This is a genomic window from Hafnia sp. CBA7124 (genome assembly GCF_002355555.1).
GTDB lineage: Bacteria > Pseudomonadota > Gammaproteobacteria > Enterobacterales > Enterobacteriaceae > Hafnia > Hafnia alvei.
Window position 1 is genome coordinate 1114982 of the sequence record NZ_AP017469.1, and the last position, 22540, is coordinate 1137521.

At 48.7% G+C, this 22540-nt stretch carries 19 protein-coding genes; 11 read left to right on the forward strand and 8 right to left on the reverse strand.

Annotated elements, in window-relative coordinates; all coding sequences use genetic code 11:
• The first annotated feature begins 219 nt into the window (after positions 1–219).
• Positions 220–936, forward strand: coding sequence for a GNAT family N-acetyltransferase (locus CPY98_RS05180; protein ID WP_046449503.1), 717 nt, complete (start codon positions 220–222; stop codon positions 934–936).
• 105 nt (positions 937–1041) lie between these two features.
• Here the strand turns inward: CPY98_RS05180 and CPY98_RS05185 are convergent, their stop codons facing one another.
• On the reverse strand, positions 1042–1551 hold the full coding sequence (locus CPY98_RS05185) for an Rrf2 family transcriptional regulator (protein ID WP_043491689.1): 510 nt from the start codon (positions 1549–1551) through the stop codon (positions 1042–1044).
• 234 nt (positions 1552–1785) lie between these two features.
• On the opposite strand from CPY98_RS05185, the gene CPY98_RS05190 reads away from it, so the two are divergent.
• Together CPY98_RS05190 and CPY98_RS05195 are read left to right on the forward strand one after the other, a co-directional pair.
• A complete protein-coding gene (locus CPY98_RS05190; RefSeq protein WP_096386626.1) occupies positions 1786–2988 on the forward strand; it encodes an NAD(P)/FAD-dependent oxidoreductase in 1203 nt (400 codons plus the stop codon).
• Positions 2989–3352: 364 nt separating this feature from the next.
• A complete protein-coding gene (locus CPY98_RS05195; protein WP_043491694.1) occupies positions 3353–4807 on the forward strand; it encodes an EmmdR/YeeO family multidrug/toxin efflux MATE transporter in 1455 nt (484 codons plus the stop codon).
• A gap of 55 nt (positions 4808–4862) precedes the next feature.
• Here CPY98_RS05195 and lldD read toward each other — a convergent pair whose 3' ends face one another.
• The 4 genes from lldD to CPY98_RS05215 all read right to left on the reverse strand — a co-directional run bounded on the left by lldD (position 4863) and on the right by CPY98_RS05215 (position 9588).
• On the reverse strand, positions 4863–6008 hold the full coding sequence (lldD, locus tag CPY98_RS05200) for an FMN-dependent L-lactate dehydrogenase LldD (RefSeq protein ID WP_096386628.1): 1146 nt from the start codon (positions 6006–6008) through the stop codon (positions 4863–4865).
• Positions 6005–6796 carry a transcriptional regulator LldR gene (gene lldR / locus CPY98_RS05205; RefSeq protein ID WP_096386631.1) on the reverse strand — a complete coding sequence of 264 codons (792 nt, stop codon included), beginning with the start codon at positions 6794–6796 and terminating at the stop codon, positions 6005–6007. The genes lldD and lldR overlap by 4 nt, the downstream gene beginning before the upstream one ends.
• Positions 6793–8448: an L-lactate permease gene (gene lldP / locus CPY98_RS05210; protein WP_096386634.1), complete on the reverse strand. Its 1656-nt coding sequence runs from the start codon at positions 8446–8448 to the stop codon at positions 6793–6795. Before lldP ends, lldR begins: the two co-directional genes overlap by 4 nt.
• Before the next feature lie 246 nt (positions 8449–8694).
• Positions 8695–9588, reverse strand: a complete 894-nt coding sequence (locus CPY98_RS05215; RefSeq protein WP_025800596.1) for a LysR family transcriptional regulator — start codon at positions 9586–9588, stop codon at positions 8695–8697.
• 185 nt (positions 9589–9773) lie between these two features.
• On the opposite strand from CPY98_RS05215, the gene CPY98_RS05220 reads away from it, so the two are divergent.
• Both CPY98_RS05220 and uraH read left to right on the forward strand, forming a co-directional pair.
• Positions 9774–10169, forward strand: coding sequence for a cupin domain-containing protein (locus tag CPY98_RS05220; RefSeq protein ID WP_046449499.1), 396 nt, complete (start codon positions 9774–9776; stop codon positions 10167–10169).
• Positions 10170–10297: 128 nt separating this feature from the next.
• Positions 10298–10711 carry a hydroxyisourate hydrolase gene (gene uraH / locus CPY98_RS05225; protein WP_096386636.1) on the forward strand — a complete coding sequence of 138 codons (414 nt, stop codon included), beginning with the start codon at positions 10298–10300 and terminating at the stop codon, positions 10709–10711.
• A 60-nt stretch (positions 10712–10771) separates the two neighbouring features.
• On the opposite strand, the gene CPY98_RS05230 is transcribed toward uraH, so the two are convergent.
• Positions 10772–11386, reverse strand: coding sequence for a TetR family transcriptional regulator (locus CPY98_RS05230; RefSeq protein ID WP_043491708.1), 615 nt, complete (start codon positions 11384–11386; stop codon positions 10772–10774).
• Positions 11387–11966: 580 nt separating this feature from the next.
• Between CPY98_RS05230 and CPY98_RS05235 the strand changes: the two genes are divergently transcribed.
• From CPY98_RS05235 to yjfF, 6 genes are all read left to right on the forward strand, one after another.
• The gene (locus CPY98_RS05235) at positions 11967–13130 is read left to right on the forward strand and encodes an efflux RND transporter periplasmic adaptor subunit (protein ID WP_043491711.1); all 1164 of its coding nucleotides are present in this window, start codon (positions 11967–11969) and stop codon (positions 13128–13130) included.
• A gap of 38 nt (positions 13131–13168) precedes the next feature.
• On the forward strand, positions 13169–16282 hold the full coding sequence (locus tag CPY98_RS05240; protein WP_096386639.1) for an efflux RND transporter permease subunit: 3114 nt from the start codon (positions 13169–13171) through the stop codon (positions 16280–16282).
• Between the two features lie 433 nt (positions 16283–16715).
• Positions 16716–17672, forward strand: a complete 957-nt coding sequence (gene ytfQ / locus CPY98_RS05245; protein ID WP_046359263.1) for a galactofuranose ABC transporter, galactofuranose-binding protein YtfQ — start codon at positions 16716–16718, stop codon at positions 17670–17672.
• 96 nt (positions 17673–17768) lie between these two features.
• Positions 17769–19274, forward strand: coding sequence for a sugar ABC transporter ATP-binding protein (locus tag CPY98_RS05250; RefSeq protein ID WP_096386640.1), 1506 nt, complete (start codon positions 17769–17771; stop codon positions 19272–19274).
• 13 nt (positions 19275–19287) lie between these two features.
• Positions 19288–20307 carry a galactofuranose ABC transporter, ATP-binding protein YtfT gene (gene ytfT, locus CPY98_RS05255; protein ID WP_096386643.1) on the forward strand — a complete coding sequence of 340 codons (1020 nt, stop codon included), beginning with the start codon at positions 19288–19290 and terminating at the stop codon, positions 20305–20307.
• The gene (gene yjfF, locus CPY98_RS05260; RefSeq protein WP_025800605.1) at positions 20300–21307 is read left to right on the forward strand and encodes a galactofuranose ABC transporter, permease protein YjfF; all 1008 of its coding nucleotides are present in this window, start codon (positions 20300–20302) and stop codon (positions 21305–21307) included. The genes ytfT and yjfF overlap by 8 nt, the downstream gene beginning before the upstream one ends.
• Positions 21308–21425: 118 nt before the next feature.
• On the opposite strand, the gene CPY98_RS05265 is transcribed toward yjfF, so the two are convergent.
• Both CPY98_RS05265 and rhaM read right to left on the reverse strand, forming a co-directional pair.
• Positions 21426–22031, reverse strand: coding sequence for a transglycosylase SLT domain-containing protein (locus CPY98_RS05265; RefSeq protein ID WP_025800606.1), 606 nt, complete (start codon positions 22029–22031; stop codon positions 21426–21428).
• Between the two features lie 186 nt (positions 22032–22217).
• Positions 22218–22532 (reverse strand): L-rhamnose mutarotase, encoded by a 315-nt coding sequence (gene rhaM, locus CPY98_RS05270; protein WP_043491725.1) that lies wholly within the window; start codon positions 22530–22532, stop codon positions 22218–22220.
• Between the last annotated feature and the right edge of the window lie 8 nt (positions 22533–22540).

Sequence of the window (22540 nt, forward strand, 5' to 3'; positions counted from 1 at the left end):
CACAGGAAAAGTCTTATTAATGTAAATGGTGTTTATGTAGTGAGGTGTTAGCTGTTTTTATTTTGTTAAATATTGTATTTGCATTATAGGATATATCTTAATTGGATGTGGGTGTATATACATATAATTTTATTTTCATTATATGAGGTCGTGGTTATTATTTTTCTGATAATAAGATACAATGGCATTACGGTACTCTACACAGAGAAAAAATTAGTTATGAATAATGAATATAATCAGTTTAACCAACCAGTAGGACATAGCTTACCTCATTGGAATGGATGTGAGGTGCCAACCCAATCCGTGCTTAACGGGCAGTATTGCCGGTTAGAAAGGGTATCAGCTGTTCATGCTGACGATCTGTTCGAAGCTTATCAATTGCCCGGCTCAGAAAAGGATTGGACGTATCTTCCTGCTGGCCCATTTAAGGATCGACAGGCGTTTGATCTTCACTTCAACGCAATCTTAGCTTCGGTGGATCCACTGCACTATGCGGTTGTTGATTTAGCGACGGGTAAGGCGATTGGTACCGTTGCGCTTATGCGCATTGATGCGAAAAATGGCGTGATTGAAATGGGATGGGTGGTTTATTCCAGAGCATTAATGCGTACTCGTATGGCGACGGAAGCACAATTTCTGTTGATGTCATATGTTATGGATAATCTCCATTACCGTCGCTATGAATGGAAATGCGATTCCCTGAATGAAGGGTCGCGTAAAGCTGCGTTGCGATTAGGGTTCAAATTTGAAGGCCTATTCCGTAATGCCACGGTCTATAAAGGAAGAACCCGTGACACCGCATGGTTTTCGATTATCGATGAAGAATGGCCAGAAGTTCGAAATGCACTTGTCTCTTGGTTAAGCTCGGATAATTTTGATAATCAAGGCCAGCAACGCCACAGCCTAAATGATGTTAGAAATAACAGCGTGGCATGAGATTATTCTTTTCTGAATATAACTCTTATTTGCAATAAATCTATTGAGACGCTCTTGGGCGTCTTTATTTTCTTCAGAAGTATCCGGCGATAATTTGCTGAGACTTTATCTCGAACTACGACGCTCTGAAATCCAGTCCTGAATTTCGATAGCGAAAGTGTCTGGCGCTTTACGGAATGTACGTCGAGCCAAATCTAAAATCGTGTGACGAGCCAACTCTTCTTCCATGCGTTGCTGGGCGCCATCCATGACCGCACGAATGCTGCATGGACCTTCACATGCCCAAGCCGGAGGTGTTTCCTCAAAAACAGCGAGGCGTTGACGAATTTCTTTGCACTCAAACACCGTCTTGGTGCCATCAATGGCCTGTGCAACGTCAAGCGCGGTAATGAGCTCAGGCGCTCTCGCTAAGCGGAATCCTCCCCCTTTACCTTCGGTGCTGACCACTAGCCCAGCACGTGAAAGACGGGTAAAAATTTTGGCAAGGTAATCGAAGGGAACACCTTGTAGTTCAGCCATCTCACGTACATTCATTTCACGATCGTCGCCTTTGCTATCGACCATGCACAACAGGCTATGAAGGCCATATTCCACGCCTGAACTATAGAATGCCATATCAAACTCCGCTTAGTAAATTCTTAGTAAGAATACATGGAACCGCACGTTCTGCAAAGGCATGTGTGAGATATAGCCTTATTTGAAATTTTAATAACTTTAAAATCAGATAATTAGATAAAGTCGCTGACTAGGCGCCGCCGTTAACTCCGAAACATGTTGTCGGAGTTAACGGCGGCATGTATAGTCGTAGTTATTGAAATCGATGATCAAATAATCAAAAGGTAGCAAAGCATGAATAACCGTATTCTTATCGTTGGCGCTGGTTTTTCTGGCATGTGGGCCGCTATCAGCGCTGCGCGTTTAGCACATCTGAATAATCGTCGTGATATCGAAATAACCGTCTTAGCGCCGCAGCCAGAACTGCGCGTTCGTCCGCGATTTTATGAAGACAAAGTAGCCACGTTAGTTTCTCCTTTGCTGCCACTGTTTGGTGAGATTGGCGTTAACTTCCTGCAGGGAAGTGCAGAACAGATTGATTATAAAAATAAAACAGTTTCATACCGTGACGGTGCAGGAAATGCCGCTTCGGTATCGTATGACCGGTTAGTGCTAGCCAGTGGTAGTCGTGTGAAGAAGTCGTTGGTTGAAGGTGCGCAGAAATATGCCTTCGATATTGATCAGTTAGAATCAGCCCAGAAGTTTGAAAATCATCTGCAAAATTTATCGAATCAAGAGCCGAGTGAAGCGCGTAATACCGTTGTCGTATGCGGCGGCGGATTTACCGGTATTGAATTGGCAACGGAGCTTCCTTCACGTCTTAAAGCGTTATTCGGCGAGGATACAAAGACTAAAGTCATCGTAGTTGAACGAGGTGCCGAAATCGGCAGTCGGTTCAGCGCTGAATTACGCGATGTTATAGCTCAAGCTTCTGAAGAGTTAGGTATTGAGTGGAAGCTGAATGCGGAAGTTGAAGTCATTGATGCCAATGGCGTGACGCTGAAGGATGGAACACGCATTGATACTTCTACCGTGGTGTGGACCGTTGGCGTAGAGGCCAGCGCACTCACACAGCAGTTGAAGGCTGAACGTGATAGTCAAGGTCGCTTGCTGGTTGATGAAAACTTGCAGGTTCGTGGATTGCCGGGCGTTTATGCCACTGGAGATGTTGCCCATGCCGCAACCGATAATTTAGGGCATAAAGCGCTGATGACCTGTCAGCATGCGATTCAACTGGGGAAATTTGCCGGTAATAACGTTGCCGCCGATCTTATTGGTGTTTCTGGCGTTGCTTACCGCCAGGAAAACTATGTGACCTGCCTCGATTTAGGCGCGTGGGGCGCGGTGTTCACGCAGGGGTGGGAACAAAAAGTTGAGTCGATTCGCGATGAAGCAAAAAAGATCAAAATCTCAATCACTAATGAGCTGATCTACCCACCAAAAGCAGAGCGCGATGTTGCTTTTGCTGCGGCAGATCCGTTGGCGGCGTTTGTATAACCCCGTCGACGAGGGGCAGGCTTTGAGCTTGCCCTAGCTTTTCTGAGTCATGCGATGTTGTGTTGTCGAATGTTAGCGTGGCTCAAAGATTGTTTTTTATTAATAATAAAAACGTATACCAATAAGTAATTATTGTTTTCTACGTTATAACCCTGCCAGCGAAATTATTATCCCCCTCACGCTAATTCTCTCTTTTTACAATACCTTAGTTTAAGTAAGTTTTTTGCCATTCCTTTTTGTTATGTCATAAATCACCTTTGTCCCGTTTTAGCGACAACAGTAGGATACAAAAAATACTTTGCAGAATAAGTATCTATAAATCATTATTTGAAACGTGGTTTCACTCCAATTTTGTAGGCTAATCTTGAACTTACATGCAGTACTGCGTCAGCGCGTAGCCAATACGCGTTGGTATGCGAAAAGAAAAAGTTATCGGGTTCTATTCTGGCGAGAAATAACGCCGCTTGCTGTTCCTATCTTGGTCGAAAATGCCTGTGTGTTACTGATGGGCGTCCTCAGTACTTTTCTCGTTAGCTGGATTGGCAAAGAAGCGATGGCAGGCGTTGGGCTTGCCGATAGCTTTAATATGGTGATTATTTCTTTCATTGCCGCCGTTGACCTAGGGACGACCGTGGTGGTCGCCTTTAGTTTAGGAACACGCGATCGCCGTCGAGCGCGAGCCGCCGCAAGGCAATCACTGGTATTGATGACGGTTGTTGCTTTGCTGCTGGCTGCGGGTATTCATTTGGCGGGTGAACACATTATTGATGTTATCGCCGGTGATGCGACGCCAGAAGTCAAAACGTTAGCGCTGTCTTATCTGCAAACCACGGTGTGGAGTTATCCCGCGGCGGCCATTGCGCTCATCGGTAGCGGGGCGCTGCGCGGTGCCGGTAATACAAAAATTCCCCTGCTGGTTAACGGTGGGATGAATATCCTGAACATCATGATCAGTAGCGTACTAATTTACGGCATCTTTGGCTGGGGTGGGCTTGGTTTTATCGGTGCAGGGCTTGGACTAACGCTCTCTCGTTATATCGGCGCGGCCTGCATTATTTACGTGCTGTTAAAGGGCTTTAACCCTGCGCTGCGTATTTCGCTGAAAAGTTATTTTAAACCGCTGAAGCTGAATATTCTGTGGGAGGTTTTGGGCATTGGTATTCCTGCCAGTATTGAATCGGTGCTGTTTACCGGCGGTAAACTGCTCACCCAGATGTTTGTGGCGGGTATGGGCACCAACGTTATTGCAGGTAATTTTATTGCCTTTTCTGTAGCGGCATTAATCAACCTACCCGGCAATGCGTTGGGCTCCGCTTCAACGATTATCGTTGGACGACGCTTGGGCAAAGGGCAAATAGGCCAAGCTGAACGTCAGCTGCGTTATGTGTTCTGGTTATCAACTATTGTCTTAACCATTATTGCTTGGGGAACCGCACCTTTTGCCGGCTTGTTTGCGTCTTTCTATACGCAAGAGTCAGACGTTATCGACGTGGTTAAAATACTGCTGTGGCTCAATGCCGCATTTATGCCGATCTGGGCTGCATCGTGGGTGCTTCCGGCAGGGCTTAAGGGCGCACGTGATGTTCGCTTTGCCATGTGGATTTCGATGCTCGGGATGTGGGGTTGCCGCGTCGTGGCAGGCTATACGTTAGGCGTTGTGCTTGGCATGGGGGTCGTTGGCGTTTGGCTGGGGATGTTCTTTGACTGGGCGGTGCGCGGCGTATGCTTCTATTGGCGGATGGTCAGCGGTCGTTGGCTATGGAAATATCCTCGTATTCAGCCTGAAATCGTGGAAATTGATACCAATAAAACAGAATAAGTCAGTCGTTGACGATATTCCTCCCCCCGTAACCGGGGGGAGATTGACGAATCAATTAGCTCAATCCTTCCTGCACCAAAGAGTCGCGGCTAATTTCAGCGATCGATTTTGCTCCTGTGAGCGTCATCGCAACGCGCATCTCTTTTTCGATTAAGCTCAGCAGATTTTCTACACCCGCCTGTCCGGCGGTGGCTAGTGCATACAAATAGGCGCGGCCTAATAATACGGAATCGGCACCGAGTGCGATCATTCTCACTACGTCTAAACCGCTGCGAATACCGCTATCGGCAAGAATTTTAATCTCGCCTTTAACCGCATCAGCAATCGCGGGCAGGGCACGGGCAGACGACAATACGCCGTCTAATTGGCGACCGCCATGATTCGACACCACGATGCCATCTGCGCCAAAACGAACCGCATCGCGCGCATCTTCGGCATCCAAAATGCCTTTAATCACCATTGGGCCGTCCCAAAAATCGCGGATCCACTCTAAATCGCTCCAAGAGATCGATGGATCGAAGTTCGTCGCCAGCCAGCCGATGTAGTCTTCAAGTCCCGTCGGCTTGCCCAGATAGGCTGAAATATTGCCTAAATCGTGTGGTCGGCCATTAAGGCCAACGTCCCACGCCCAGGCTGGATGCGTCATCGATTGCAGATAGCGACGCATGGCGGCATTAGGGCCACTCATTCCTGAATGGGCGTCACGATAACGCGCGCCCGGCGTCGGCATATCGACAGTAAACACCAGCGTTGAACAGCCTGCGGCTTTGGCGCGCTCTAAAGCATTACGCATAAATCCGCGATCTTTCAGCACATACAGCTGAAACCACATGGGGCGATTAATCGCCGGTGTGACTTCTTCGATAGGGCAAACGGAAACCGTGGAAAGCGTAAACGGAATGCCTTTATTATCAGCGGCGCGAGCGGCTTGAACCTCACCGCGACGTGCGTACATCCCGCATAATCCAACGGGACCAAGCGCAACAGGCATGGCGAGTTTTTCATTGAATAATTGAGTCTCAAGGCTCAGCGCCGACATATTTTTCAGTACGCGCTGCCGTAACGCTACCTGCGACAGATCTTCTACGTTGCGTCGTAGGGTGTGTTCGGCGTAAGCGCCGCCGTCAATGTAGTGAAACAAAAACGGAGGCAGTTTGCGTTGCGCCGCGGCGCGGTAGTCGGTTGCAGCTGAAATAATCATGGATTTCCTTCCCTTGTTACATTTGTTTCTTCGTCGGGCAGGCGAGTGATACGGGCCTGTCGCGCTTCGTCTTCATGCAGATTTTTAATGGTGGAGTGAACGAAACCGAGGTGTGACTTTGCCGCTTTGCTGGCACGCTCGGGATCGCCGGCCAGAATGGCCTCAAGCAACTCGCCATGTTGCTCGGTGAGTTGAGAGAAAATGGTGGGTACGGTGTACATGCGCTGTCGGCTATGCATCACTGACGACTGCATTAAATCGAAAAAGCCGCGCATGGTTTGCAGTAACACCACGTTGTGTGAGGCTTCGGCGATGGCCAGATGGAAACGTACATCGGCCTGTGCCGCGAGATCGGGATTGTCGCTTTCTTTCAGTTTCAGCGTGGCATCAAAACAGTATTGGAGTTTTTCTTTGTCGGCGTCGGTGGCCCGCATTGCGGCATGCCATGCGGTGCTGGCTTCAATCGCGTGTCGGGCTTCGAGGATGTCGTAACGATAGTTGGGATCCTCGGCAACCAGCGTGCGCAGAGGTTCGACGATACGTTGTTCCGACCAAGGCTGTAGTTCAAAGCGCACGTAGGTGCCGCCGCCGCGGCGGCTGATCAGAATATTTTCACTGATCAGCTTCTGAATGGCTTCGCGCAGCGATGAGCGAGATACGCCAAGTTCGGCGGCAAGCTGCCTTTCGGCGGGCAAACGCATGCCCGCCTCCAGATTACGTTCGTTAATAATCGCCTTAACGCGCTCGACTAAATGGTCGGCAAGGCGAGGTTGTGGCAATGATGTCATGGAATCATCCAAGTCAGCAGATATGCCTGTAGCGTGGTAATTACGCCCACCATGCAGGTGAAAATCAGGCTATGTTTCACCGTGAAGCGGAACAGATCCGATTCTTTACCAACCAGCCCAACGGCGGCGCAGGCGATGGCGATAGACTGCGGTGAAATCATTTTCCCCGTTACGCCGCCGGTTGTGTTTGCTGCAACGAGCAGAACATCTGAAACACCGATTTGCTGCGCGGTTGTCGCCTGAAGGGCCGCGAACAGCGCGTTTGATGAGGTATCCGAACCGGTAAGGAATACGCCTAGCCAGCCAAGGAACGGTGAGAAGAAGGTGAAGGCATCGCCGGTGTGTGCCAAAGCCAGCGCCAGCGTGGCAGATAAACCTGAATAGTTAGAGATGAAAGCAAAAGCCAAAACCATCCCGATGGAGTAAATCGGCAGCGCCAGCTCTTTCATCGTGGAGAAGAATGTCGCTACTGCGGCCTGTGGTTTCATGCGCAGATAGATAACCGAGATAACCGCCGCCGCCATAATGGCCGTGCCGGTTGCCGAGAGCCAATCAAGTTTATACACCGCGGCATAAGGCATGCTTTCTGCTACCACCGGCGGCATTTTTGCTACCAGTTTATCCAGCAGAGGAACGGAGAAGTTAAACACCCAATCCTGTAATGCGCCACCTTTGGCAAACAATGCCTTGAACGGCGGAATGCTCCAAATAGTGACCGTGGCGGTCAGGAAAATGAAGGGCATCCACGCACGTACAACCTGTTTGGCCGTGTAGTTTTGGCGAGCGAGTGTTTGATCGGTGACGGATGCACCCACATCGTTAAATCGGAAAATACGCTTTGGCTGCCATACGCGCAGAAACATCGTGAGGCAAACGAGTGACACTAACGATGAAATGATATCTGGCAGCTCTGGCCCGATAAAATTAGAGCTCAGGTACTGGGCGACGGCAAACGAACCACCGGCAACCACAACCGCAGGCCAAGTCTCTTTGATACCGCGCCAGCCATCCATGATAGCCATAATCCAAAACAGTACGATGATGGTCAAGAAAGGCAGTTGGCGTCCGACCATCTGGCCAATCTCAAAGCTGTCTAGGCCAGTAACTTGTCCAGCCACAATAATGGGGATGCCCATTGCACCGAAGGCAACCGGCGCAGTGTTTACAATAAGGCAAAGGCCAGCAGCATAAAGCGGATTAAAGCCTAAACCCACCAGCAGCGCGGCGGTGATCGCTACGGGAGCACCAAAGCCTGCGGCACCTTCCAAAAATGCACCGAAGCAGAAACCAACAATCAGCATTTGCAGACGTTGATCCGGCGTGATGGAAAGAATGGAAGAACGGATGATGTCAAACTGCCCGGTTTTTACCGATATTTTGTATACAAATACGGCGGCGATGATGATCCAAGCGATAGGCCACAGACCATAAAAAAAGCCATAAATAACGGAAGCAAAGGCGCGGTCTGCGGGCATTTGGTAGAAAAACAGTGCCACCAAAAGTGCAATGCCGACCGTAATCGTGGCGGCAATATAGCCTTTGAGTTTGAGTTTTATCAACGCAAAGAAGAAGAACAAAATCGGTAACGACGCGATGAGGCTGGATAGCCAGATATTCCCGATGGGGTCGTAAACTTGTTGCCAAACTTGCATGCAGGTATCTCCAGAGAACAGACACTTTATTGTTCCGCTCCATTGGTCTGACCAAATTGGGCGGGTCACTGTTATAGTGTTCAATGGTTAATCTTTTGTTAATTTCTTGCAACGATAGCGTTTACTTTTTTTATTTTTCTGCCGCCAATGCTCACGTTTTTAGTTGGATTGGTACGACCAAAGAGAGGCTGAAGGGAAACTGCGGAGAATCGCCAGCGGACTTTGCCGCTGGCCAAATGTTAAATGTTAAGACTGGTAGCGCAGGGCATCGACGAATAAGGAAAATGCCGTAGTGTGCTGTTTGCGGCTTGGATAATAAAGATAGTAACCGGGGAATGTGTTGCACCATGCGTCAAGTACTTGAACTAACCGCCCATCGGCGAGCTCGTTTTGCACTGAATCCTCAGGCACATAGGCTAAGCCAAAGCCAACCACAGCCGCATCAATACGCTGGCGTAGGCTGTTAAACGTCAGTTGCCCATCGACACGAACCCTCAGCTCTTGCCCATCTTTCTCAAACTCCCATGCATACAGTCCACCTCGCGTGGGTAAGCGCATGTTGATACAGCGATGGTTTTGCAGTTCCTGTGGTGTCGAAGGGCTGTTGTGTTGCTGGAGATACTGAGGCGACCCCACCACGACCATTCGCATATCGGGGCCAATCCGCACGGCAACCATGTCTTTAGCCACTTGCTCGCCAAGGCGAACACCAGCATCAAAGCGCCCATTAACGATATCGGTCAGGGAATTATCCGCCACGATTTCAACGTTGATATCGGGATAGTTGGTGAGAAACGATTTCAAAAATGGCCACAGAACAGAATCTACGGCGTGCTCTCCGGCGGTAATGCGAATATTTCCCGCTGGGGTGTCGCGCATATCACGGAGGGCATCTAGCTCGCTTTCAATCTCACGAAACCGTGGTTCAAGACTGTTGGCGAGTTTCTCACCAGCTTCCGTTGGCGCTACGCTGCGCGTAGTGCGGGTCAGTAAACGAATATCAAGACGCTCTTCAAGCCCGCGAATGGAATGGCTGAGCGCCGACTGCGATACGCCTAATTTCGCTGCGGCTTTGGTAAAGCTGCGTTCTCTGGCGACGACGAGAAATGAGATCAGATCGTTAAAGTTTTCTTTAAGCATTTTGCAGGCCTTTTGGCTCAAGATAGCGCAAGTATATGCCTATTTATGAATTTTACTCATAGCTCCTTGCGCATTTAGCTACCTAGTTCCGTTGTTTGAATCGGGGTAACGTTTAGGCCAGATAGAGTACTAACGGCTTCAGCGCTTGATTGGCTTGGCTGTATAAGATCAAAGAAGAGGAAAATATGAAAATTATCCATAACGGTTCGCAGGCTTCACTGGTTGGTTCAGATGATTATTTTACCGGTCGTGTGCGTATCGATGGCCTATTTCAGGCTGAAGATCCTGCGCGCGTAGGCGGCGCTACAGTGACCTTTGAACCCGGTGCGCGCACCGCATGGCATACACATCCATTAGGGCAAACGCTGATCGTTACCCAAGGTCGCGGATGGGTACAGGAATTAGGTAAAGAGATTCAGGAAATTAACTCAGGCGATATGGTTTGGATCCCTGCTGGCGTTAAACACTGGCATGGCGCTACATCAGAAACCGCCATGACACACATTGCGATTGCCGAGTCATTGAATGGCAGCGTGGTGGAATGGATGGAGAAAGTGACGGACGAGCAGTATCGCAAATAGCGCTACATACGGCAGAACTGCGGTTTCATGCTGTTATCAGTCCATTGTTAAACTTTTTGTGATAAAGGCAGATCGCGTTTTTCGCGTGCTAGATTCAATGTTCAAGACAAAACAAAAAGGATTAACGGATGAAATTGTTGAAAATCGCGCTTCTGACCTCGCTTATCTCTTTGTCTACCACGGTATTTGCGGAACAGGCTAAAAATCCACTTAGCGTGCATATATTAAATCAGCAGACTGGGCTGCCTTCTGCTGGTCTTGCCGTCACGCTAGAACATAAAGAGGGCGATCGCTGGGTGAGTTTATCAAGTGGAGTTACTGACAATGATGGGCGTATTCCAGCATTGTACCCACAGGGGCAAAATATGGCGTTGGGGGATTATAAAGTGACGTTCAAAACGGGTGAGTATTTCTCAAAACTTAAACAAGAAACATTCTTCCCAGAAATCCCTGTTGTGTTTCACGTCATTAAAACTAACCAACATTTACATGTGCCTTTGCTGCTGAGTCAATATGGCTACTCAACATATCGTGGTAGCTAATATATTTTATATTTAACATTCACGTTTTAATTAGGTCGCATTTTCTGCGGCCTTTTTATTTTATTGCAGTTTTAGAAGGGTGATTAAATTATTCACTAACCCTGATGCGTTGCTGTCCAGATCGTAGTTTTCTGAAGACAATAGCCAATTCTCTATCAGTCCGCTCATATATGCGCGAATGATAATTATTGATTGAGGAATGTTTAATGTTGATGGCAATTGGTTTAATGTAACACAACGTTTTAGCGTGTTGGTTAAACGCGCCTCCTCAAAATAGACCATGCGACGTATTTCATGTCTGGGTGTCATTTCTTTAGTGAATTCACATTTATGGAACATTATTTCCATTAATGATTTCTGTTGGGGATCGCTCACCACTGCGCGTAAAAGATAGGTGAGTGTTTCTTGTAAGGCCTTTAAAGGATTGTCTTTGTTTTCACTATGTATTTTTTCTGATACGTGTAATGAGTAATGCGCAGATTGCTGCCATATCTCATTGAATAACTCTTCTTTGTTTTTAAAGTGCCAGTAAATTGCACCTCGAGTCACCCCCGCAGAGCAGGCGATATCACCTAATGTTGTGGATGAAAAGCCACGCGTTGAAAATTCACTGATTGCTACATTTATTATTCTTTGGCGAGTAATAAATGCATCCTCTTTAGTTTTACGTGCCATAGTGATACCAAACATCCAAGACGGTGATTTACAGGGAAGGATAGGATTTTGTAGGATGGGCATCATTCTATTCGCTACACATTCAGTTTGTCATTCTGATTTTATTATTTGGCTGTCTATTAATACTTGTGATTAAACTAGCCAACGTGTCTATTCAGAATCATATTAGTCATGAAAGTCTGGGTAATTAATGATAAATAATTTATATGTTTAAGGTGTGAAGTATTTATATGGGGATTGTTTGAATTCAAACGTCAAGATGAACGTAAAGATAAAGTGGCTTTGATAATTAAACTTACACAATTAGCTGGGTGTTCTTGTTTTTTATCTGGATGTTAATCTCTTTTTCCTAAAAAATAGCGGGCTGCAACTCTGTTTTTCGTATCGCTGGATAAGTTTTATTTTTATTTTTTTTGATGTTAATCATTTATGTGATTTATCAGTAGTGCGGCACCCACTATTTTCTATCAGAACACGTTGTTTATAACCATCAGAAGAACGATGTATGAATTATACCCGTACAACTTATTACCATTTATATGTACGCCTGGCGTCGTATCGAACTATTTAAGGAATAGTAATGAAGAAATACAGTGAGTTTATTCTCCTGCCATCAGTAATTCTCCTTTCCGCCTGCTTCGTGTTGTCTGGGTGTGATGATAAAGAGGTCAAAGCGCCTCTGCCGCAGCCCCATGTGGGGGTGGTGACGTTGAAAGCCGAACCTTTGCAAGTGACGACGGAATTACCAGGGCGTACAGATGCTTACCGTGTTGCTGAGGTTCGTCCGCAGGTAGGAGGAATTATCCTCAAACGTAATTTCGCTGAGGGGAGTGATATTCGTGGTGGCGAATCGTTGTATCAAATCGATCCTGCCCCCTACAAAGCCGCTTATGACAGCGCGCAAGGCGAGCTCGCCAAAGCTGTTGCCGCAGCAAAACTGGCTCATTTAACCGTCCAGCGAGATAAGCCGTTGGTTGGCGATCACTATGTTAGCCAACAAGAATTCGATACGGCGGTGGCCAATGCGCAGCAAGCCGATGCTGATGTCCAAGCGGCAAGAGCCAATGTTGAAACCGCTCGCATCAATTTGGCCTACACCAAGGTGACTTCTCCTATCGATGGGCGAATCGGACAGTCCAACGTCACCGAAGGTGCGCTTGTGACTACTGAACAAGCTAATGCACTGGCGACGGTGCAGCAGCTTGATCCTATTTATGTTGATGTCACCCAATCAAGCAACGACTTCATCCGTCTTAAACAGGCCGTCATCCAAGGAAGCCTAGAAAAAAGCGCGCTGCAAACTCAGGTCACGCTGGTGATGGAAAATGGCCAGCCTTACCCGCTCAAGGGCCAGTTGCAATTTTCAGATGTGAGCGTTGATGAAAGCACCGGTTCGATCACGATTCGCGCCTTGTTCCCAAATCCTCAACACGATCTCTTACCGGGGATGTTTGTGCGTGCGCGTATTGATGAAGGGATGCAAAAAGATGCGTTGCTAGTTCCGCAGCAAGGAGTAGCACGCAACCCGCGCGGAGAGGCTACGGTGATGCTGGTTAACGCTAAGAGTCAGGTTGAAGTGCGCAATGTGACCGCGGCGCAGGCAATCGGTGATAAATGGCTGGTGACGGATGGATTACACAGCGGTGACCGCGTGATCGTCAGTGGGCTACAGAAAATACGCCCTGAAATGACGGTAAAAGCCGAAGAGCAGAATCTGCAGGCGAATGCGTCTCAGGGTCAGTAATCGCTACGGCGATAATTCATACAAGGTAAAACGAGCGTATGTCTAAGTTTTTTATTGAGCGCCCGATCTTTGCTTGGGTACTTGCCATTATCCTCATGTTGGCAGGGGGATTGGCAATTTTGCAACTGCCGATTGCCCAGTATCCAACGATTGCACCTCCTGCGGTGGCGATAACGGCAACTTATCCAGGCGCTGATGCGCAGACCGTACAGGATACGGTGACGCAGATTATCGAACAGAACATGAACGGCATCGATAATCTTATGTACATGTCGTCCACCAGTGACTCTGCGGGAGGGGTAACGATTACTCTAACCTTCAACTCGGGGACTGACCCCGATATAGCACAGGTTCAGGTTCAGAATAAGCTCCAGTTGGCAACGCCGTTGCTGCCGCAGGAAGTGCAGCAGCAGGGGATTAGCGTTGAAAAGTCCAGCAGCAGTTTCTTGCTGGTAGCAGGGTTTATTTCAGACAACAAAAGTCTCACTCAGGATGATATTTCTGACTACGTTGCTTCAAACATCAAAGATCCGATCAGCCGTAGTAGCGGTGTGGGTGACGTGCAGCTCTTTGGTGCGCAGTATGCCATGCGTATTTGGCTGAATGCCGATCAACTGAACAAGTATCAACTGACCACGGTCGATGTTGTTAATCAGCTAAAAATCCAGAATGACCAAATTGCGGCAGGGCAGTTAGGTGGCACGCCTGCTGTGGGTAATCAGCAGCTTAACGCGTCCATCATTGCGCAGACGCGTTTAAAAGATCCTGAAGAATTTAGCAAGATCTTGCTGAAGGTGAATCAGGATGGCTCGCAGGTTCGTCTGAAAGATGTGGCTCACATTGAGCTTGGCGGTGAAAACTACAACATCGTGGCGAAAATTAACGGACAACCCGCGGCTGGCTTAGGGATTAAGTTAGCAACAGGTGCTAATGCGTTGGATACGGCCGCAGCGATCAAAACGAAGCTAGCAGAGCTACAGCCCTATTTCCCTCAGGGGATGAAGGTTGTCTATCCGTATGACACCACGCCGTTCGTTAAAATCTCGATTCACGAAGTGGTCAAAACCCTGTTTGAAGCCATTATCTTGGTCTTCTTGGTCATGTATCTGTTCTTGCAAAATATCCGCGCAACGCTGATCCCAACCATCGCAGTGCCCGTTGTTCTGTTGGGGACTTTTGCTGTGCTGTCCGCGTTTGGCTATTCGATAAACACCCTAACCATGTTTGGGATGGTGTTGGCGATAGGTTTGCTGGTTGACGATGCCATCGTCGTGGTAGAAAACGTTGAGCGTGTGATGGCGGAGGAGCATCTACCGCCAAAAGAAGCCACGATAAAATCGATGGATCAGATACAGGGCGCATTGGTTGGGATTGCCATGGTGCTGTCGGCGGTGTTTATTCCGATGGCATTTTTTGGCGGCTCAACCGGGGCGATCTATCGGCAGTTCTCCATCACCATTGTTTCCGCCATGGCGTTGTCTGTGCTGGTGGCGCTTATCTTGACGCCAGCGCTGTGCGCTACGTTGCTTAAACCCGTTTCAACTGAAGGTCATGGGGAGAAGCAAGGTTTCTTTGGATGGTTCAACCGCAAGTTTGAACAGAGTACACATCATTATACGGATAGCGTGGGTGGGATCCTGCGAAATACGGGACGTTACCTCGTTATCTACGTATTGATAGTTGTCGGTATGTGCGTGCTGTTCTTACGTCTGCCTACGTCATTTTTGCCCGAGGAAGATCAGGGCGTCTTTATGACGATGGTGCAGTTGCCTGCTGGAGCGACTCAAGCGCGCACCCAAAAGGTTTTAGATCAGGTGACGAATTATTACCTGACTAAAGAGCATGCCAACGTTGAGTCTGTCTTTACGGTGAACGGTTTTAGCTTTAGCGGATCGGGACAAAACTCCGGTTTAGCATTCATTAGTTTGAAACCATGGGACGAGCGTTCGGGGAAAGAAAATAACGTGACGTCTATCATCGGTCGTGCGATGAAATCTTTCACGCAGATCAAGGATGGTCTGGTGTTCCCATTCAACTTACCGGCCATTATTGAACTTGGTACCGCGACCGGTTTTGACTTCGAACTGATCGATCAGGCAAACCTGGGCCACCAACAGCTCACTCAGGCGCGTAATCAGCTGTTAGGTATGGTCGCTGAGCATCCAGAAGTGATGGTGCGTGTACGTCCTAACGGGCTGGAGGATACGTCTCAGTACAAACTGAATGTGGATCAGGAAAAGGCGCAGGCGTTGGGCGTGTCGCTCTCGGACATTAACCAAACCATTTCAACTGCCTTAGGGGGAACCTACGTTAACGACTTTATCGATCGCGGGCGTGTGAAGAAAGTTTATGCTCAGGCCGATGCGCGTTTCCGTATGCTGCCAGACGACATCAATAATTGGTATGTACGTGGTAACAGCGGAAAAATGGTGCCTTTCTCCGCGTTCTCGACCGCCAGTTGGATTAAGGGTTCACCGCGTTTAGAGCGCTATAACGGCTTGCCGTCGATGGAAATTCTCGGCGAAGCGGCACCGGGTAAAAGTACCGGTGATGCCATGCAAATGATGGAACAACTTGTGACTAAGTTACCTTCAGGCATTGGCTATGACTGGACGGGCATGTCCTATCAGGAACGCTTGTCGGGAAATCAGGCACCAGCCCTGTATGCCATCTCGCTGGTGGTTGTATTTCTATGCTTAGCGGCGCTGTATGAAAGCTGGTCTATACCGTTCTCGGTAATGCTAGTTGTTCCGCTTGGCGTGGTCGGTGCCTTATTGGCCGCGGCATTACGCGGTATGAACAACGACGTTTATTTCCAAGTTGGGCTATTAACCACCATCGGCCTCTCCGCTAAAAACGCCATTTTAATCGTCGAATTTGCTAAAGATCTGATGGATAAAGAAGGCAAAGGTCTGATCGATGCCACCTTAGAAGCGGTGCGAATGCGTTTGCGCCCAATCTTGATGACTTCGCTGGCGTTTATTCTGGGGGTTATGCCGCTGGTTATCAGTTCTGGTGCAGGTTCAGGTGCGCAAAACGCCGTGGGTACAGGGGTGATGGGAGGAATGCTGACGGCAACGCTGCTGGCGATTTTCTTTGTTCCGGTATTCTTTGTGGTTGTGCGCCGTCGCTTTAGCAAAGCACAAGACTAAAAATAAAGGCTGTTAAATCAAAAGATAAAGGCCTGTGATGATGAGTCACAGGCCTTTACATCAAAGTTTTCCATACCCCTTTGCATATATCTTCTGTGTACCGAGATCTATCTCGCAAAACTTACAAAAGCCATGTTACCCAGCGTCTCAGATTCCGTGACGTAAAAAGTGCATATAAGGCCTGAATAAGTGTAATCGCTTTCATTGTTGTGAATGCAACTCCCCGCTCTCATTAGATTTCTCTATCTCTACCGTGGTGTGATGAAGTTAAACCGTCCATAACCTCAAGAAAAAGTTAGATAAAGCTAAGATGTATTCACTTTGTTAATTTTTTAATACTGTGATGTAACCCAAATCTCACTTCAACGCATTGACTATAGTGATCCCTGTTTGGTTGCTTTTTATCCAATCATTGCTCAATGAGGATCTCAGTATGTGGAAGCGTTTACTTTTGGTTACTGCCGTCTCTGCTGCACTCTCTTCAGCTGCGTTTGCTCAGTCGATGACCGTTGGTTTTTCTCAGGTCGGTTCTGAATCAGGCTGGCGCGCCGCTGAAACCAGCGTGGCAAAAAGCGAAGCACAAAAGCGCGGTATTACGTTGAAAATTGCGGATGGTCAGCAAAAGCAGGAAAACCAAATCAAAGCCGTTCGTTCCTTTATTGCCCAAGGCGTTGATGCCATTTTTATTGCTCCGGTGGTTCAGACTGGATGGGAACCCGTCCTGCAGGAAGCCAAAGAGGCGAATATCCCCGTTTTCTTACTTGATCGCGCCATCACCGTGAAAGACAAATCGCTGTATATGACCGTTGTTACCGCAGACAACGTGCTGGAAGGAAAATTAATCGGCGACTGGTTGGTGAAACAGGTCGCAGGAAAGCCGTGTAACGTGGTGGAACTACAGGGAACGGTCGGTGCAAGCGTAGCGATCGATCGTAAAAAAGGCTTTGCTGAAGCGATTGCCAATTCGCCAAACATCAAAATTGTCCGTTCTCAGTCTGGAGATTTTACCCGCAGCAAGGGTAAAGAGGTCATGGAGAGCTTTATTAAAGCCGAAAACAACGGCAAAGATATCTGCATGGTTTACGCACACAACGATGATATGGCGATAGGTGCCATTCAGGCGATCAAAGAAGCGGGGCTTAAACCGGGTAAAGATATCCTGACTGGCTCTATCGACGGCGTACCTGATATCTATAAAGCTATGTTGGCAGGAGAAGCCAATGCCAACGTTGAACTCACGCCAAACATGGCGGGGCCTGCGTTTGATGCGTTAGAGAAGTATAAAAAAGATGGCACCTTGCCACCGAAAATTACCAAAACTGAATCCAAATTGTTCCTACCTGACAGCGCGCAAGCTGAGTTAGATAAGAAAAAAGATATGGGATATTAATTTCATCTTATCTCTCGTTTTCAATCCTATTAGTGACTTCACCGGCAGAGGCTTCCGCCTCTGCCCATGATTTTCAGCGAAGCTAGGAGCGATGGTATGCGCGGCGATGGCGATAATGAGGTGTTACTCCGCACTGAAGGTTTGAGTAAATATTTTCCCGGCGTTAAGGCACTCAATAACGTTTCTTTCAGCCTACGTCGCGGCGAAATTATGGCGCTGCTTGGCGAGAATGGTGCGGGAAAATCGACGCTGATTAAGGCGCTAACCGGCGTTTACCAACGGGATAGCGGTACTGTTTGGCTAGACGGTGCCGAGGTCTTTCCAAAAAATACGGCTCATGCGCAAATCTTGGGTATTGGTACCGTATATCAAGAAGTGAACCTGCTGCCTAATATGTCGGTGGCAGACAACCTGTTTATTGGCCGAGAGCCGCGTCGTTTTGGTTTTATTCATCGTGGTGAAATGATCCGCCGTGCCACTGAGCTGATGCAACGTTACGGTTTTTCGCTGGATGTCACGGAGCCGCTTGGGCGGTTTTCTGTCGCTATGCAGCAAATCGTGGCGATCTGTCGCGCTATCGATCTTTCTGCCAAGGTGCTCATCCTTGATGAACCTACTGCCAGCCTCGATACCAGTGAAGTAGAAATGCTCTTTACCCTGATGCGTCATTTACGCGATCAAGGTATAAGCCTGATTTTTGTGACCCACTTTCTCGAACAGGTCTATGCCGTCACCGACCGCATCACGGTGCTGCGCAACGGCGAGTTTGTGGGAACTCGAAACACCAAAGAGTTGCCTTATATTGAATTAGTCAAAATGATGCTGGGTCGTGAGTTGGACAACAATGCTTTGCAGCGTGCGGGCCGTACTTTACTAAGTGAAAATCCAACGGTCGAATTTGAAAGCTATGGCAAAAAGGGCGTGATCGCCCCCTTTAATCTCAAGGTTCGTCCCGGTGAAATTGTGGGGTTAGCTGGGTTACTTGGCTCTGGTCGTACGGAAATGGCTGAGGTCATTTTTGGTATTAAACCAGCGGACAGCGGCATCGCACAGGTCAAAGGCAAACCAAGATCGTTACGTTCACCGCATCAATCATCGCGCTACGGATTGGGATTCTGCCCTGAAGATCGCAAAACCGATGGCATCATCGCGGCGGCGTCCGTGCGTGAGAATATTATTCTGGCGCTTCAGGCACAGCGTGGATGGCTGCGCCCGATTGCACGCAAAGAGCAACAGCACATCGCGGAACGCTTCATTCGCCAACTGGGGATTCGTACCCCAAGCACTGAACAGCCCATTGAGTTTCTTTCCGGCGGCAACCAGCAAAAAGTTTTACTTTCGCGCTGGCTGCTCACCAAACCCCAGTTTCTTATTTTAGACGAGCCGACACGCGGGATTGACGTGGGCGCTCACGCCGAGATTATTCGCCTGATAGAAACCTTGTGCGCCGATGGTTTAGCGCTGCTGGTGATCTCATCGGAGCTTGAAGAGCTGGTGGGGTATGCCGATCGGGTGGTGATCCTGCGCGATCGCCAGCAAATCGCCGAAATCCCACTTGAGCAGCTTTCGGTTGCCGCCATTATGAATGCCATTGCGGCATAAGGAGATGAACGCCATGTCTGGTTCTTTGCCCGATGCCAATCCCTCCAAAACCTCACGGCTACGATGGCCAACGGGTATGCCGCAAATTGTGGCGTTGGTTGTGGTGTTACTGGTTGATAGCGTTGTCGCCAATAATTTCTTTTCTATTCATATTCAAGATGGGCGCTTGTTTGGCAGCTTAATCGATATCCTCAACCGCTGTGCGCCAGTGGCGCTTTTGGCGATAGGTATGACGCTGGTGATTGCGACTGGCGGTATCGATCTTTCCGTGGGCGCGGTGATGGCAATCTCAGGGGCGACCGCCGCTTCGTTAACGGTTCAGGGTTATGGTTTGCCAATCGTGATTTTATCCGCGCTTGGCGTCGGCCTTTTATCTGGGCTGTGGAATGGCATTTTAGTGGCACTCCTAAAAATTCAGCCGTTTGTCGCCACGCTGATTCTGATGGTTGCAGGACGAGGCGTAGCCCAATTGATTACGGCAGGGCAGATTGTCACTTTCAACTCCCCCTCACTATCGTGGCTGGGCAGCGGTTCACTCTTTTTGCTCCCCACGCCGGTGATTATCACGTTACTGACCTTGTTATCCTTCTGGCTACTGACGCGTAAAACCGCGCTCGGGCTTTTTATTGAAGCGGTAGGGATTAACATCCGAGCGGCGAAAAATGCAGGGGTGAATACGCGGCTGATCGTCATGGGAACCTACATGCTGAGCGGCCTATGCGCTGCGATTGCAGGGATTATTGTGACGGCGGATATACGCGGCGCCGACGCGAATAATGCTGGGTTATGGCTAGAGTTGGATGCCATTTTGGCCGTGGTTATCGGCGGTGCATCGCTGATGGGAGGCCGATTTAATCTCCTGCTATCGATACTTGGGGCGTTAATTATCCAAGGAATGAACACCGGCATTTTGCTTTCAGGATTCCAACCGGAATTGAATCAGGTGGTTAAAGCCGTGGTGGTATTGGTTGTTTTAGTGTTCCAGTCACCGCGTTTTCTCGCCGCAATCAGCAGGAAGCCGCGCCATGCTTAAACGTAATTTGCCGTTGATGATTACGCTGGCGGTTTTTGTACTGGGATATCTGTTTTGTTTGAGCCAGTTTCCCGGTTTTGCTACCACGCGTGTGATTTGTAATATCCTCACAGACAATGCTTTTCTCGGTATTGTCGCCGTTGGGATGACGTTTGTGATCTTGTCGGGTGGTATCGATCTTTCTGTTGGTTCGGTGATCGCTTTTACCGGCGTATTTCTGGCGCGCATGATAGGTGATTATCATATGTCGCCGCTGGTGGCTTTTCCGTTGGTGCTCGTGATGGGATGCGGCTTCGGGGCCTTCATGGGATGGTTGATTGATGCGCTAAAAATTCCGGCGTTTATCATCACGCTAGCAGGCATGTTTTTTCTGCGCGGTGCCAGCTATTTGGTTTCAGAAGAGTCGTTGCCTATCGATCATCCGATATACACCACGCTCTCCTCACTGGCTTGGAAAATTCCAGGAGGAGGGCGCTTGAGCGCCATGGCGCTATTGATGTTGGCAGTGGTCGTGCTGGGGATCTTTTTGGCCAATCGTACACGCTTTGGTAATCAGGTTTATGCGATTGGCGGTAATGCCACATCGGCCAATCTGATGGGGATTTCAACCCGCAGCACCACCATCCGTATTTATATGCTTTCAACTGGATTGGCGACGTTAGCGGGCATCGTATTTTCCATTTATACCTCTGCGGGCTATGCGCTAGCAGGAATGGGTGTTGAGCTGGATGCCATCGCCTCCGTGGTGATTGGTGGCACGTTGCTGAGCGGCGGAGTGGGAACCGTTTTGGGCACGCTGTTTGGGGTTGCGATTCAGGGATTGATTCAAACCTATATCAACTTTGACGGCACGCTTAGCTCATGGTGGACCAAAATCGCAATAGGGATTTTGTTGTTCGCATTTATCGGGCTGCAACGCTTACTCACGGTGATGTGGGAGAACCGGCAAACGGCAGAGGTGAAGAGGATTGATGTTATTAAAGCCGATCGTGCTGTATGACCCCACCCTAACCCTCCCCTTGGCAGGGGAGAGAACCGATTCGGCGTTGGATGCGAGAACTCGATCAGTCCCTCCCCCCTGCCAAGGGGGAGGTTGGGAGGGGGGATTACTCCAACTCTTATAAACTATTGTAAACCTGCTCGACCTTCGCCATATAACGCGGAGCCTGTGCCGCAGGATGATATTGCCGCACGTGCCAGTGGAACGCTTCCGGTGAAAGCTGATTAATCATCTGAATCGCGGTTTTGCGATTGCTCGAAAAAGTACGCAGCAGCGCGCCTGCGCCGTTAGCGTAAGCCACCTCGGTTGCATAGCGACGAGTTACAGGATCGTCAATCCAATTCAGCTGTTGATGCTGGATCGCGCTGATGTAAGCGGCACCTAAATCGATATTGGTTTCGGGATCGAGTAAATCATCGTCGTCAGGGCAGCCGCGTTTACCTTTATAACGATAGGCATCACACCCGCCGGTTGAGGCTTTGAGCTGCATGAGACCGATGGCGTTCGAAGGGCTGACGGCTTCTGGGTTGAAGCTGGATTCTACCTGAATAATCGCGGCGATAAGTTTGGGATCGACCTTATAGTCATCGGCAGCATCTTCGATAACATCGTCGTAGGCATGGGTGTCGTACTTTTTATAATGATGTTTGCTTGAACAGCCAGCCAAGAAAAGCAATAGCAGCATAATGCCAAATCGCGAAGGATGTTTGAGTATTGAAATCATTGGTGAGCACGCCAGCCATATCCATTAAAATAGAATAGGACTCATTAGTGAGACGACCATGTCGAAGGGAATGCCTGATTTAAATAGACGGATCCCTACGCCCGAAACAGACGCAGGGATCATATAGTCATCCAGCAAGTAGGTCACCTGCTGTTTTGCGCATTTTTAGTAAAAAAATAAGATCCTTCAGCGAAGATAAAACACCTCGTTAAGCTCATCGGTAACTGGGCTGTTGTCCGCGTTGCTCGGCATTACATCGGCCATATGTTTCCACCAGCGCTGGCAGGTTTCGGTCTGTGCAATCGCATTCCAACGCGCTTCGGATTCAATTTCAACGAAGCCAAACAGCAGATGGCGTTTCTCATCCAAAAAGATCGAATAATTGTGTGCGCCATGCGCTTTTAATTCGGCTTCCAGCTCTGGCCAAATCGGCGAGTGGCGGCGCTGATACTCTGCGTGAGCATCTGGATTAACCTGCATGACAAAGGCTTTACGGATCATATTTCCTC